At 33.9% G+C, this 15,051-nt stretch carries 8 protein-coding genes; 6 read left to right on the top strand and 2 right to left on the bottom strand.

Going from position 1 to position 15,051, the window contains the following annotated elements; genetic code table 11:
- Positions 1-203: tRNA (adenosine(37)-N6)-threonylcarbamoyltransferase complex transferase subunit TsaD (locus HOG71_12620; protein MBT5991688.1), on the bottom strand; the 203-nt coding region annotated here is incomplete at its 3' end.
- 89 nt (positions 204-292) lie between these two features.
- Here HOG71_12620 and HOG71_12615 point away from each other — a divergent pair.
- The 5 genes from HOG71_12615 to HOG71_12595 all read left to right on the top strand — a co-directional run bounded on the left by HOG71_12615 (position 293) and on the right by HOG71_12595 (position 13,454).
- Positions 293-4,666 (top strand): hypothetical protein, encoded by a 4,374-nt coding sequence (locus HOG71_12615; GenBank protein ID MBT5991687.1) that lies wholly within the window; start codon positions 293-295, stop codon positions 4,664-4,666.
- Between the two features lie 56 nt (positions 4,667-4,722).
- Positions 4,723-10,458 (top strand): hypothetical protein, encoded by a 5,736-nt coding sequence (locus tag HOG71_12610; GenBank protein ID MBT5991686.1) that lies wholly within the window; start codon positions 4,723-4,725, stop codon positions 10,456-10,458.
- A 251-nt stretch (positions 10,459-10,709) separates the two neighbouring features.
- Entirely contained in the window at positions 10,710-11,717 is a 1,008-nt protein-coding gene (locus HOG71_12605) for a PorV/PorQ family protein (GenBank protein MBT5991685.1), read from the top strand.
- A 7-nt stretch (positions 11,718-11,724) separates the two neighbouring features.
- Positions 11,725-12,948, top strand: a complete 1,224-nt coding sequence (locus HOG71_12600) for a hypothetical protein (GenBank protein MBT5991684.1) — start codon at positions 11,725-11,727, stop codon at positions 12,946-12,948.
- 11 nt (positions 12,949-12,959) lie between these two features.
- Positions 12,960-13,454, top strand: a complete 495-nt coding sequence (locus tag HOG71_12595) for a hypothetical protein (GenBank protein MBT5991683.1) — start codon at positions 12,960-12,962, stop codon at positions 13,452-13,454.
- Between the two features lie 29 nt (positions 13,455-13,483).
- Here HOG71_12595 and porQ read toward each other — a convergent pair whose 3' ends face one another.
- Positions 13,484-14,551 (bottom strand): type IX secretion system protein PorQ, encoded by a 1,068-nt coding sequence (gene porQ, locus HOG71_12590; protein MBT5991682.1) that lies wholly within the window; start codon positions 14,549-14,551, stop codon positions 13,484-13,486.
- 134 nt (positions 14,552-14,685) lie between these two features.
- Between porQ and HOG71_12585 the strand changes: the two genes are divergently transcribed.
- Positions 14,686-15,051 (top strand): radical SAM protein (locus HOG71_12585; GenBank protein ID MBT5991681.1); only part of this gene is annotated, 366 nt, incomplete at its 3' end.

Raw genomic sequence — 15,051 nt, 5'->3', positions numbered from 1 at the left:
GTAAGACCTGATTCTTTAAAAGCCTGATTGACAACAGATACAATATTGCGTTGGTGTGCTCGAGAAGCAAGTTCAGGAACAACTCCACCAAATTTTTCATGTATGGCCTGACTACTTATGATATTGGTAAGAATTTTGCCATTTCTGAGCACAGATGCGGATGTATCATCACAAGATGATTCCAAAGCTAAGATCACACACATTATAAATAATTACTTAATTTTATCACCTATTAAAAAACTGCATGAAAGAGACCAAAAAGAGAAAACATAAGTTCCTAAAGATCTTATTTTTGAGTCTCCTTATATTGGTTTCATCACTCTTTATTTCCATTGTCATTTTATTAAAAACTGAAAGCGGTCAGCACAAAACTGCTCAATATATTGCTCGTTTTCTTTCTAATAAAATTGAAACAAAAGTTGACATTGAAAGTGCAAAGTTCAGCTTTTCATCTGTAACACTGAATAATATCCGAATTTTTGATCATCGAGATACCATTATGATCAATAGTCCTGAGCTCAGTATTCATTATATAAATTTCAGACAAACACCTGGTCAGCTTCGTTTCAAAAGAATGAAAATGACTGATACATATGTGAATTTTGTAAAACACGACCAAAAGGAAATGTTTAATTTTCAGTATGTTATAGAGCGGATTAAAGAAAAAAGCAACAATGGTAAATCAACAGTAATCCTAATTGACAATATAGAATCAGTCAATTCAACGATGCGCTATAATCAGCCTTCAATGAATGTGGTCAAAGGCAAAATGAATCATTACGATCTCTATCTGATGGGCGTTAATATTAAGATGTCAGATATGAAAGTGAATGGGCCGCGAGTAGAAAGTAATATTGATTCTGCCTCTTTCATTGAGAAATCTGGCCTTGTGTTAAATCAAATAGCAGGAGATCTGCTAATAGATTCTAATGAATTATCATTTTATAATATGAGTTTTTTCCCCGGAGAAAGTGAGTTTTATGGTGATTTTGGTTTTCGTTTTGCTCAATTTTCTGATTTTAAAGATTTTAACAATTTGACTACAATCAAATCGGATTTGCATGATTCAAGATTGAAAATTAGCGATTTGATCTATTTTGCTGATTCATTAAAAACCAATGAAAAGGAAATTTTCATTGATGGAGAAGTGGAGGGAGAGCTTGTGGATATGAGAAGTAAGGATATTGTCCTCAAGTTTGGAAAGTCGTCAATTTACCGAGGTGCTATTCGAATGACTGGTTTACCCGAAATAAGGGAAACTTTGCTTGATTTTGAAATGAGAAAATTTGATATTTCGTTTAGCGATATTCACTCACTTGTTCCTACAATAGATTTTCCAGAATATTTTTATGAAAGTGGAATATTAACATTCAAGGGTAGATACACCGGGTTTATCAATGATTTTGTAGCGTATGGGAATCTGTCTACACCTTATGGTGAGATAGAATCAGATCTTAATTTTAAAATCCCGGCACATTCGTCCATGCCAAATTACAGTGGCAACATTAGTTTAAAAGATTTTAACCTGGGTGAGTTTATTGGTAAAAAAGATTTGATAGGCATGGTTAGCATGACAGGTCATGTCGAGGGAGAAGGTATTCGTTTAGATAATGTTCAAACCAAAGTGGCTGCCAAAGCTGCCTATTTTGAATTCAATAAATACAGATACACCAACATTGCTTTTGATGGTCTTTTAGCTAACAAATTATTTGAAGGTGGGGTTGAAGTAAATGATGCGAATCTAGATATGGATTTTAATGGCACTATCGATTTATCTCAGAAAAAGCCCTTGTATAATTTTATAGCCGACATTCGAAAATCTGATTTACATGAATTGAATTTTGTAACCGATAAATTGGCTGTTAATTGCATCATGGAAATTAATGTGCAAGCCAGTAGCCTCGATGATGTAGAAGGAAGGCTTGTTATGTTGAATGCTGGTTTGGAGACCACTGATGATGAATATAGAATTAACACACTTTTATTGGAAGCTGATTACAATTATGGTATCAAAGACATTCATCTGAAATCAGAACTGGCTGAAGCCGACATTAGTGGAAACTTCCAATACCGCACGCTTCCTGACCTGTTTTTAGAAGTAGTCTCTTCTTATTTCGATACGTCATTATTTGACAAAACCACTTTGTTAACGGGTAGTGAATTTATTTCTTTTGATGTGAAATTACATCAAACTTCTTTCATCAATAAACTGATAAAATCCAATATTTTCTTTGATGATAAATCTACTATTAAAGGCGAAATAAGCAATCTGAGAAATAATATTAAACTAATAGCCTCTATTCCCGGATTAAGGGTAAAAGATGTTTACTTAAGTAATGTGTTTGTCAATGCAAGCAAGGAGGAAGAAAGCCTTATTGTGTATTCTTCTTTCGGTCAAGTAATGAGCAAGGATAGCGTATTAGCTGAAAATTTAAATGTAAGTGCAATTAGTAATCGTGATATAATTGATTTTAATTTATACTTCTTCAATCGAAGGTTTTCAAATCACCTAACCCTGAATGGAGATATGATGCTCAGAAAAAATGACTTTGATTTGGTACTATTAAACTCCTATTTTTTAAGTCAGAACAACTTGAAGTGGGATATTAATTCAGATACAATCAAAGTTAATTATGATCCCTTAATTCAGATTCCATATATCGAACTTTCACATGCAGATTATAAAATCAAAGCCTATGGAGCAATCAGTAAACAAGGAGACCAAGGCTTTCGAGTTATTGTTGAGAACACCGACTTTGCTTTTATCCAACATTATATACCTGTTAACCTGAGTGATTTCAGTGGTGTACTTAATGGTCAGTTGGTTATTTATGACTTGTTAGGCAGCCCTCACTTTGATGCAGCTTTTTTGTCGAATCCATTTTATTTTAGAGGAGAAAAATTGGGTATTTTCTCGGTATCATCCAGTCATGATATGGAAAGCTCACATACTAACATTCAATCGTCTCTCTATTCTTCTGAAATGGAAGATATCCTGAATGTTAGTGGTTACATTGATTTTATTGATGAGAAAAAAATAGATTTGTTAGCTGAAATTCCACAATCTGAAGCATTTTATTTTGAGCCATTTCTGAACAATTTAGTGTCAGACTTAAGAGGAGAAGTAAATGCAGAAATCCGCTTTGTAGGCCCATTGAATGATTACAAGGTAAAAGGCAAAGTAAATTTACACAAAACCTCTTTTGTTGTTGATTATACGCAGGTTCGATATACACTGAATAATGATTACATTGAAGTTGATGAAAAAGGAATCTATTTGGATCGAATAAAATTCAAGGATCTTAGCAATAATACAGGTTTAGTTTTTGGGAAGGTTTCTCACAATTATTTCAGAGATTTTAATCTAGGAATTGGTATCCTCGCTCAAAATCTTCATGGAATTCATACCTCAGATAAAGACAATAGTATTTTTTATGGGGATGCTTATGTAACAGGACGAATGGATATCATTGGACCATTAAAGGATATCCGAATGGATATGAAGCTTAAATCGGAGAAGAATACCGATTTTAATTTAATTGCATACGATGACAATAGTTTTAGCAATTACAACTTTATAAAATTTACAAATGTAAATAACCAAAGTCGTCCAGTACAGGTGAAAGGTTCAACAGGTATTACCCTAAATTTAGACATGGAAGTAACACCCGATGCTGACATTAAAATAATCTTCGATCCCAAGACTAACGACATTATCAGCGCAAACGGAAATGGTATTTTGAAGCTACAAGTTGACGCTTTGGGAAATACAAATATGTTTGGAACTTTTAAGATTGAAAATGGAGAATATACATTTGTAGCACTCGATTTGTTAAAACGTAAATTCAATGTGAAAAAAGGAAGTACTATTACCTTTATGGGAGATCCTTTTGAAGCGGAAGCCAATATTGAAGCGGTTTACAGGATTGATGCATCTGTTTACAATCTTATACGTGATAATGAAGGATTGACAGATGTTGAGAAAAAAGCCTATCAACAAGTAACATATCCAGTTGAGGCTAAACTTCTTTTAACGGAGTCATTATATGCTCCGGAAGTTAAACTCGATTTTGAAATTTTATCTACATCATCCATCACCGGTTCTCAGCAAAGTATCATATTGGATCAACAGGTTAGAAGCATTAAGGCAGATGAGCAGGAACTGAATAAACAAGTAATTAGCCTGCTAATTTTAAATGGGTTTTTAACTCCTGAAACAGGCATTGTAAATGCTTCATCTTTCGATAATAGCTTGAATGCCAATATTAGTTCTTTAGCTTCCACTCAGGTGTCTCAGTGGATTACAGGCCTTTCAACATCATTGGGAGCTAAGTACTCCAAGTACATCGATAATTTTCAATTTGGTGTAAACTGGATTGCAGAAAATAATGAGTACCAAAGAGAATTGGATTTTATTGCCAGTGGCACATTGCTTAATGATAGAATAGAACTGAGTGGCTCATACGATGTGGAAAATGTGAATGCTGATTTTCAAGTAAATTATCAGCCTGTGAAAGATCGAAAACTCAGATTGAAAGTATTTAGCCGAACAGATAATAACCCTGTTTATCAGGAAGATATTAATCGCCAAGGGGTTGGTGTTTATGTGAAAGAGGAGTTTGATACCTGGGGCGAATTATTCAGGAGACGGAAGAAAGAAAAATAAACCATTGTTCGCATAATATTTGATTAATATTAGTTGAAAATAATTAATCCACGATTATGATAAAAAAAACAACATTCTTCTTAGCAATCCTCTTTTTAGCTATTTCTTTTCAATCGGTTTCGCAAAAAGTAAAGCATAGCAGAAATTCAGCCTATTATTTTTATGTATACCAAATTAGCTCGGATGAAGTAAAAGAAATATTCCTGAATAAAAAGGTTCATATTTCAGATTCAAAATTTCAGTACAATCTGATTGATTCTTTTTATCAAGACTCAATGAATGTATACCTACTTAAACTTGCACCAGGTAATTATATTACGAAATCCTTCAACTACAATTTCGAAAATTATAACTTGAAATTAGTCAATAATCTTTTCGTGCTTAATCATGAATTAAAAGATCAAGCTGGCGTTTCTGTTCATTTAACTGATGGAAAATCAATCACAGATGCAACGCTTTCATATGGAAAAACACCAATCTCTTTTAATGAGCATTTTCAGCTTTATACTTTTCAAAAGAAAAAAAGAAATTCAACTTTATTTATTGAGCACAATGGACTTATTGAAGTTGAAAATGTTTCATTCTATAAAAAAGAAAGTAATAATTCACCTGCCTTTGCTAAATACCGTAAAAATTTTTATGGCTACAATTACTGGAGAAGTATAAAAAAAAGCAGGGGCTATATAGCTACCAATAAACCAGTTTACAATCAGGGCGATACACTGAAATTCAAAGCATTTATTTTGAAAAATGAGCGTAAGGTTAATAAATCACTTCAACTATCTGCCTTTGAAGATTATGAAAACTTCACCTATTCAAATACCGTTACGCCATCAGAAAAAGGAGTTTATCAGGGTGAATTTATTATTACAGATAGCTTCAAACTGGATATGATGTACAGAATAGCCATTTCTAAATCTCATAAGAATAAATGGAAAAGCAAGTCATATGTTACCAATACTTTTTATGTTGAAGATTATCAACTAAACGAAATCGAATACAAAGCAAAAGTAGATGATGATTTGTTGGAGAAGAAACGGCTTGTTTACATAACAACCACCGGAAAAGATGCCAATAAGCAAGCTGTATTTGGCGCAAGTGCAAAACTGATTTTAAAAGTTTATCGAATACATGCCATTTATGATTCAGTAAACTACATTCCTTTTACTATTTGGGAACATACTATTCCTTTTGATGTTTTAGGGCAAGCCAATTTTGCTGTGCCCGATTCATTACTTCCCTATGCAAAACTTTCTCTTCAGGCCAATTTGATTTTTACAAATGCCAATAATGAAATTCTGGAGAAAAGTCTGGATTTTATTTATGATAAACCAATTGAAACCATTCGCTTTCAGGAAGATGGTCAGCAGCTGAAAATTCTTTATTCTCATAAAGATATGCATATCCAAAGCAAGAAAGTTATTCTCAAACAATATCTTGAAAATTCAGTTTTATCAAAATCGGATAGTATCTCTATTCCATATGTAATTGAAATAAATCCGCTTATCAGAGAATACAAAATTGAATGGGACGGTAAAAATCTAAGGCAGGATATGAGAATCGGATCTCAAGTTGCCATATCTGCTTATAGAACATCAGATAGCTTTTTTATAGAACTTGTTAATCCCCGAAATCTGGATTGTATCTATCAGGTATATATTGGAGAAAATAAGCTTTTAGAAGGGAGAGATAAAACGCTCAACTTGTCAAAAAAATATCATGGTCCTTTGAATATTTTTGTGATGGTGGAATTTATATGGGCAGGCGAAAGTCAAGAAATTTCATATGACCTCCCTTTATATACTCACCGTATGCAGATTGAAAGTGACATAGCTAAAGATGTGGAACCAGGTGAAAAAACTGATATCAAAATCAAAGTAAAAGATTATAAAAATGAAGCACTTCCAAATATAAACCTAACCGCATATGCTATTAATGCACAATTTGACAATTCGAACATCCCTTATTTAACTACAGCGGCTTATGTTATTAAAGAATATCCTGACTTACAAAATTCTTTAATCAGAAGTGCTGGCAGCAGCAAGGGTAAGCTAATTTCAGCAAAAAACAGGCGAAGGTATAGTCTTGATACAATGGCCTATTATAATTTCAGGTATCCCGAAAATGGTTACTATGCTGACTATACTCTACTTAAAAATAGATCAGCTCAATTTTCCCCTTTTGCTGTCGAAAACGGCTTTGTAAAGGATATTGCTATGATTTATGTGGATGACACATTAATTTATCTCAAGAGATATGATGATACATATATCCCGTATTCCTTTCTTATTACTCCAGGACTACATACAATAAAAATACGAACACAGAATAAATTGATTGAATTAGAAGGTGTTGAAATCAAAGAAAACATGCATCTTCTTTTTTCAGTTGATATCTTAAATCCACCTTCCTTTGTAAAAATCAAAAGGTCAAAAAAAGTCCTTTCAAAGAATGAAAAGAATGAATTCAACAACTATTTTCTAACGCTAAAATTCAAAGATCGGGCTAAATATATCTATGTTTTTCAAGAAAACAAGATTGTCAAAATAGATCAATATTATTCGTATTATATAAAAGACCATGTAATAGGTCCTTTTAACCCGGAAAAGGATGTTCATATCTTAACCAATTATGGATTTATCACCTCCCATAATTTTAAAAATGGGAATAGAATTACCATAAAAGACAGCTTGTTAACAGCGGATACCAATTATTTTTTCAGAAGCTACTTTAGTGGTAGAGATGAGAAGCCAGAGGATATTAAATATGCCATAGAAAAAAATGATATTCATTTGGATACGACCCCACTTCCAAAAAGAAACTTTAAATGGGCCGACTATAACAAGCTTCAAAAATATTATGGCAATTTCTTCTATACTCAACAATTCGAAGCTGTTTTATGTTATCGTAGCGGCAATTTCGACACATTATATATATATCCCGATTTCAATGCAAGTGTAATTAGGTTGCATCCCGGATATTATGATTTTTATTTGCTAAGTAGTTATGGAAGAGTAGCATCTATAAAAAATGTCAGGATAGCAGCAGATACTACATTTTGTATTCAAAATCTGGAAACAATGAAATGGGATTCGCTTGGCATTAATCGTCTATTGTCAAAATTCGAAAACATAAAAGGCCAAATTCCACTAGAAAGAATCGACTTAGCAAGTGCTGGATTCAAATCTAAACATCAGCCATCGGAGAAATTAGTTGTGAGCGGGACAGTTTATGCCAAGAACAGTAAAACACCATTAAGTCATGTTGAAATTGAACTGAAAGGCTGGGATGGAAGCCGTTTGAAAATATGTACAGATTCTACTGGCTATTTTCAATGCCCAATTCTTAAAGCAGGAATTTATGACATTCATTTTCGCAAAGCAAGTGTGTTGGATAATCTATTATACTTAGATTTTGAAGCTGGCTGTTTTGAATTTAAATCAAAAACAGAATACAACTTTAGCATACAATTGGAGAAGTTTAGGTGGTTCTTTTTTCCTAATGATTTTTTATCTCTATCTGATGAACTATATACTTTACATAGTTCATCCAATTTTGCATGTGAGTATACTACTCTTGCCAATGTGCAAAGACGTGATCGGGCTTTTGGTAGAAGAGGTGTAGCCATGTTGGGAAATACCAGAACCTATAGAATGGCAGGTGATATGGATTTTGCTGATGGTGATGGATTAAGCATTAATCATGAGGAAGTTAGATTTGAACTTAATGAGGTAATGGTATATACAGGAGGAGTTTCGGCTGAGTATGGAGATTCATTGGGAGGGGCTCTTTATAATTTATATGATTCGGATCCATATAGAGGAAATGTCTACAATAGAGAAGGAACCTACAATGTTTCTTTAGCAGGCAGAGCAATTACTCCTATTTCGCTTCGGAGTCAATTCAGCGATAATGCCTATTGGCAACCGAATCTGTGGACAGATGAAAATGGTGAAGCCAGTTTTACAGTTACTTTTCCGGACAACATCACCAGTTGGAAGTCGCATATTTTAGCCATGGATGATAATAAAAGGGCAGGGCAAGCAAATTTTACTACGCGATCATTTCTGAAAATGAATGCCACGCTTGCCACTCCCCGCTTTTTGATAGAAGGCGATCAGACTACTATGGTCGGTAAAATTCAGAATAATACCACCGATTCCATGCAAATCGACTATGAATTTAAAGTAGATGGCAAAAGTATCATGACGGACAGCGAAGATATTTTTAGAACACATGTTGCAAAATGTCCGTTTACAGCAACAGTCAGTACCGATTCTTTGGAATTGGTTTTTGGAGCTCGTCATCTGGATAAATATTCAGATGGTGAAAAACGCTACATTCCAATATACAACAAAGGTGTTGAAGAAACTCTAGGAGCAGTATATATCCTTGAGAGTGATACGAGTGTAGTTTATCAGTATAATCCTGCAAAAGGACCAGTTTATGTCTATGTTCAAAATGATGCAGCTGATGCCCTGCAAAATAGCATTGATTATTTAAAGAATTATGAATATGCTTGTAATGAACAATTGGCCTCAAAACTTATTGCCCATTTAGTGGATAAGCAGATAAAGGATAGTAAGAGTGTCAAGTTTTCAGAGGAACAAAAAATTAAATCTCTCATCAACAGATTAGAGAAGAATAAAAATGATCTGGGCTGTTGGGGTTGGTGGAATAAATCAGAAATCAATCCCTGGATGACCGCCTATGTAATCAACAGCTTACTCTATGCACAAAATCAAGGATTTGAAATCAAGAGTTTAGCAGATAGCAAAAAGAATTTATTAAAGGATTTCAGGAATTACACAATTTCCAACCAATTATTTATTTTAAAAACATTGTCTGATTATTCCATAGAAATTGATTTTCAACAATATATTTCCTTGTTATCAAATGATGAGAAGAGTCTGCTTGACCAGCTGATGCTACAAAATCTGAAATCAAATTTAAAACTACCCACTAATGCCGATTTGATATTTGATAATATGCAGCAAAATCAAATGGGAAGTGTTTTCATTTCATCTAAGGAAAGTACATATCAGAGTAATTCCTATTACCTAAGCCTGTTGGCTTATCAAAGTTTGAAGAACACTGGAGATTCCAATGAATTATTATCAAAAATGAGCAATTATTTTCTTGAAAATGTAACCAATAGCGGCTGGACTAATACCTATCAAACAGCAATGATATTAAAAACCCTTGTTCCCGACATTCTTCAAAATTCAACATTGGGAATGAAGAGTAGTATTGTCATTAAGGAAATTAGTTCGGAAGCTATCGAAAGCGTGCCCATACAGCAGGAAATTGAATTTGGCCATGGTGAAATTCATATAGAAAAATCAGGAAATTTGCCCATTTATGCTAGTTTTTACCAGAAATCGTGGAACATTAATCCATTAAGAATTGAGAAAGATTTTAAGATAATAAGCCATTTCAAAAAAGATTTTGAGCAAATAGATTTCCTGAAAGCTGGTGAATTAGCACTGCTTGAGGTTCAGATTGAAAGCTCCAATGAATCAGATTATGTAATCATAGAAGTCCCGATTCCTGCTGGCTGTTCATATAATAAAACCAATGATACCAGGAATCCCAACGAAGTTCATAGGGAATATTATAAACACAAAGTGGTTATTTTCTGTGAAAAACTACCTATTGGAAAACATAGGTTTGAAATAAATCTGCAGCCACGATATAGTGGTACTTATACGCTAAATCCAGCAAAAGCTGAGCTTATGTATTTTCCAACTATTTTTGGTCGGGAGGAGATGAAGGAGGTGGAGATTAGGTAGTGCTAGGAAATAAAGTCAAAAAAAAATTAAAGAAAGCACCAAAAAGCAATTTTCAAAAAACAAATAAACCCCAAACATCAATAATCAAATTTTAAAACATCGAAGAAATTTTTTGATCATTGTATTTTAGAAATTGGAATTTATTATTTGAGATTTAATAAATCAATTTTAGACACTTATTCGTGCAAATCTTTTTGCATTAATCCCTTATATTTGACTCTTTGTCAAGTATTCGTTTAGTTTAAGGAGTTTTGAAAAAAAGGCTGTTAATCATATTAGCATTGGGCTGTTTTATCATGTCCCAAACCTATTCTCAGGTGTTGCCGTCATTTGGTAATTCCAGAACAGGAACTGCTGGCTTGCAGTTTTTAAAGATTGCTCCTGATGCCAGATCAGCTTCACTTTCGGGTAGTTATACTGCTCTTTGTGATGATGTCTCGGCAGTATTTTGGAATCCTGCAGCACTAACTCAATTGGATAGCAATCGCTATCATTTTCAATTCGGACATACGTCCTATTTTGCAGGTGTAGAAATGAATTACGCTGGCTTGGCCTGGTCAAAGTCCAGACTGAATTATTGGGCATTTAGCGTCATCAATCTGACTTCTGGGGAAATGCCCATGACAACCGAATATCAGCCCTTAGGAAATGGTTTGAGTTTCTCGGCTTCCAATTTATTAATGGCTTTATCTTTTGCCAAAGTTTTATCTGATAATTTTAGTTTCGGTATAAGCGGTAAATACGTTTATGAGGATATTGCAGGAATAAAAATGCACAATGGAATATTCGATTTAGGTTTTGTATATAATATTGGGATTGTTCGCACCACCAAATTTGCTGTTGGCATTTCCAACTTTGGATTCAATGTAAGTCCAAATGGTGAAGTAACATTAACCACCCAAAACGGGGAAGAAACAATATCAAACTTTGAAAGTGTAAGCGTTCCTTCTATTTTTAAAATGGGAATTGCATCCAATGTATATGAGAAAAATAATCATGCATTAACTCTGACAGCCCAACTAACACATCCCACCGATAATAATGAGCGAATTGGTTTTGGTGTTGAATATAGTTTGAAAAGACTCTTATATTTGCGGAGTGGCTATGAGTTTGGTGCCGATCAGAACGGATGGCCTTCTGCAGGTATTGGCATTTATTTACAACGCTATTTTGGTAATCTTAAGTTTGATTACAGTTTTAATAACAAAGATTTATTGGGAAGTATTCACCGACTTACAGTTGGTTTTTCATTGAAGTAAAATCATAATGAAGCATATAGTCACATACATCATCCTTTTTAGCCTTACACTTACTTTCTCATCTTGTGAGTTTATGTTTGGAACCAAAAAGAATAGTGAAGTTGATGATATTTTTATTCAAGGGAATATCGATCCAAATTTGGCTCCAAGTGATGTAGGTTATGTACCCATTCTTCCTATTTGGGATGATTTTCAAAACCCGGTGGATGTTTTTGTTGGCTATGATGAAATGGTTTATGTGGTTGATGATAATGGCCTTCATATTTTGGATTTAAAAGGTCAATTACACAGAACAATTAAGATTCCCGGTGCTACTGAAGTAATTCAGGACAGACGAATTCACACCTATGTGATAGGCAAAGCTAAAGTGGATGTTTTTGGACAAGAAGAAGAACTAACAGCTGTTTATCATTTGAAAAATACGGCAACACTTAATGGTCCTGACTTTGTGGATACACTCATTCACCCATTTTGTGATGCATCCAGAAAAATAATTCCATTCAGAAGTGAAGATCGGATTGTAGAATTTACTGGTTTGGCTGTATTAGCTGATAATACGCTTTATGTTTCTCGAAAAGGTTCATTATATGATCCAGCTTCCTCTGCACGTCCAGACAATACAGTATTGTTTTTTGATGAGGAAGGAAAAAACATTTCCTATGCAAAAGGCCTGAATCCCGTAACGCCCAATTTGAAATCATCAATAGGTATTTCATCGATTGCTTCTTTTGTTGGTCCGCCACAAAAACTGTACGGTGTTTCAACTTCTCCCGATTTTATTATATGTCAGGCAGATCAAGATAAAACCATTGAGTTTAGAGTGTTGTGGATTCGTGAATATAGTGATCCTGATGCTGGAATTAATTATGCTGAAAATTCGGAACTATTGGTCATGGATCCTAACAAAGCAAATGGATTTTTATATGAAGCCAATAAATTCAAAAATCCTCAGGATGTATGTGTAGCACCAGATCAAACAGGCTATATTTTTGTGGTTGATAGCGAAACAGATCGTTTTTATCAGTTTACAAGCAAAGGATTAGAAGGTGTTCCGCCACCACCAAATACGAGTTATGTGAAAAATATCAAAGTTTCTTTTGGAGAAGAAGGAGCTGGTTTATTTCAGTTTGATGACCCTATGGGTGTATGTTATTTTAAGAAGATGATATACATCGCTGATAAAAACAACAATAGGGTAGTTCGTTATCGTTTGAATACAGATTTGGAATAAAAAAATCAATAATGCATGCTGGTAAAACTGTATTTCTTTTCACTTTCTTTCTAATTTCATATTTTACATTATTATCTCAAATTACTGAAGATGAGTTCTATAATATCATAGATAGCTCTCAGCAAGTTTGTAGTTGGAGAACATGTGTTTCGGATACTAATTTTGAGATACAATCAGATACGGTTTTGTTTAAAAGATTTGAAGCCTATAAACCTGAGTTAGTTTATAAAGAAGGTAGTTGTTGTTATATGATTGTTTGGCATATTGGTATTGGAACAAAAACCAAATCACTTTTAACGGATTATTCTATAAGATGTTCCGAATGGTCTGAAGCAAATATTTTGAATAATGAAAAATTGGAGTTTCTTGAAATCGATGGAGTAAACTATATTTATATTTTCTGGAATGGTGAAATTAATCAAAAATATCAAGTTCTATCATATATAAGCAGAGCCGAATCGAAACTTGATTTTGACAAACTTTTATTGCTTAGAATTAAATACTGATTTATTAAAATTAGATGAGTGGGAACTGCTTAAAGCAATCGATCATTCACTGTCTTCTTCTTCACAAACTCAGATGGGCTAATTGTGACAGAAAACATATGAGAGCCTCCGGCTACATGATAAATGCTATTTCCATAACTGAGATAGAATTTCTTTATTTTTAAGCCAAAACCCCAACTATAACCAACCATTCCCGGTCGATCAGCAATCTTTAATTCGCTTCTTCGCTGGTGATTATATCCCAAACGAACATGGAAGTTTTCAGAAAGCACAAACTCTCCGGCAAACACAAAATGTCTGAATACTTTTTCAGAAAAACTTGTTGTTAATGTTTGCTCCTCAGTGTCATCAAAACTTCTAATAATCTGCTGGTTGGGATCAACATAGGAAAAATCCAGTTTGTTGAGGTGATGTGCAATCATGATAAAACGCAAGGGCATATGCTCAAATTTTTTCGACATGCCTATTTGCACATTAAGTGGCGGTGGTTCCTGATTTCTTGAGCTATAAGGTTTAAACTGAAATCCTAAATTTGATATCGATAAGCTACTTGCAAATAATTTATCATCTGAATGATACGACATTGCATAATCAGAAGCGAGCCCGAAGGATGTATATTTTTCAAAAGTTGAGTAAATCAATTTCAGGCCAACACCAGCAGTCCAGTTGTCATTAATGGCTTTGCCGGCAGCCACATTCAGGGCATATTCGCCAGCACTAAATTGTCCCAGAATTGTCCCAAATTCATCTGCTTCAATAAAATCGCCATAATTAATATACCGAATACTCGCTAAGCCGATAATTCCATTTTCAAATGATTTTGCATACGCCAGATTGCCAAAATTTACATCAGTCAGGTAATTCGAAAAAGTGGCATTAAATCTTCCTGACATTTCCTCATTAAGTAAAGAAGGGTTGGTGGTTGCCAGACTTAGGTCTTTGTCATAAATTGGAAGCATATTGTGCCCCAATGCTGAAGCACGAGCTGAAATTGGTAGCTCCAAAAATGCATAGGTATATCGACCTCCTAATTGGGCAAAAACACTTTGTGAGATTAGGATGAACAGGAATAATATGTATCCAAATTTTTTATGCATACAAAAGCTTTATAAGTACAAACGTTATTTTTAATTATTATTTTCTTCAGTCGCAATTATTTTCAAAATCATACCCTCATTCCATAATAAGGAATTGTAATTTTGAACTTCGAAATTACGAAAAATTCAATCGATTGGCCGGTATATACATTCATATCCCATTTTGCAGAACTGCCTGTGATTATTGCAACTTTCATTTTTCAACTTCATTAAAAAGAAAAGGCGAATTAGTTAAAGCAATGCAGCAGGAATTAGCTTTGAGAAAAGATTATTTGAATGCTGAGCAGATCGATAGTATTTATTTTGGAGGAGGTAGCCCTTCGGTGCTTGATGTGAGCGAAATACAAGCTTTACTTCACGATATCAACCTTCATTATGATGTGATTGATAATGCAGAAATAAGTCTGGAAGCAAATCCAGATGATTTGAGTTTAGAAAAACTAAGTGGATTAAGAGAAATTGGTGTAAACAGGTTAAGTATAGGAATCCAATCATTTTTG

It is taken from the genome of Bacteroidota bacterium (genome assembly GCA_018698135.1).
Lineage (GTDB): Bacteria > Bacteroidota > Bacteroidia > CAILMK01 > JAAYUY01 > JABINZ01.
The sequence above is the reverse complement of the archived record's forward strand: the minus strand, read 5'-3'. Positions and strand labels throughout refer to the sequence as shown.

Excerpts from the sequence above, each read along its gene's own strand:
- HOG71_12595 (MBT5991683.1), top strand. The coding sequence starts at position 12,960 with ATGCATGCTGGTAAAACTGTATTTCTTTTCACTTTCTTTCTAATTTCA.
- porQ (MBT5991682.1), bottom strand. The coding sequence starts at position 14,551 with ATGCATAAAAAATTTGGATACATATTATTCCTGTTCATCCTAATCTCA.
- HOG71_12600 (MBT5991684.1), top strand. The coding sequence starts at position 11,725 with ATGAAGCATATAGTCACATACATCATCCTTTTTAGCCTTACACTTACT.
- HOG71_12610 (MBT5991686.1), top strand. The coding sequence starts at position 4,723 with ATGATAAAAAAAACAACATTCTTCTTAGCAATCCTCTTTTTAGCTATT.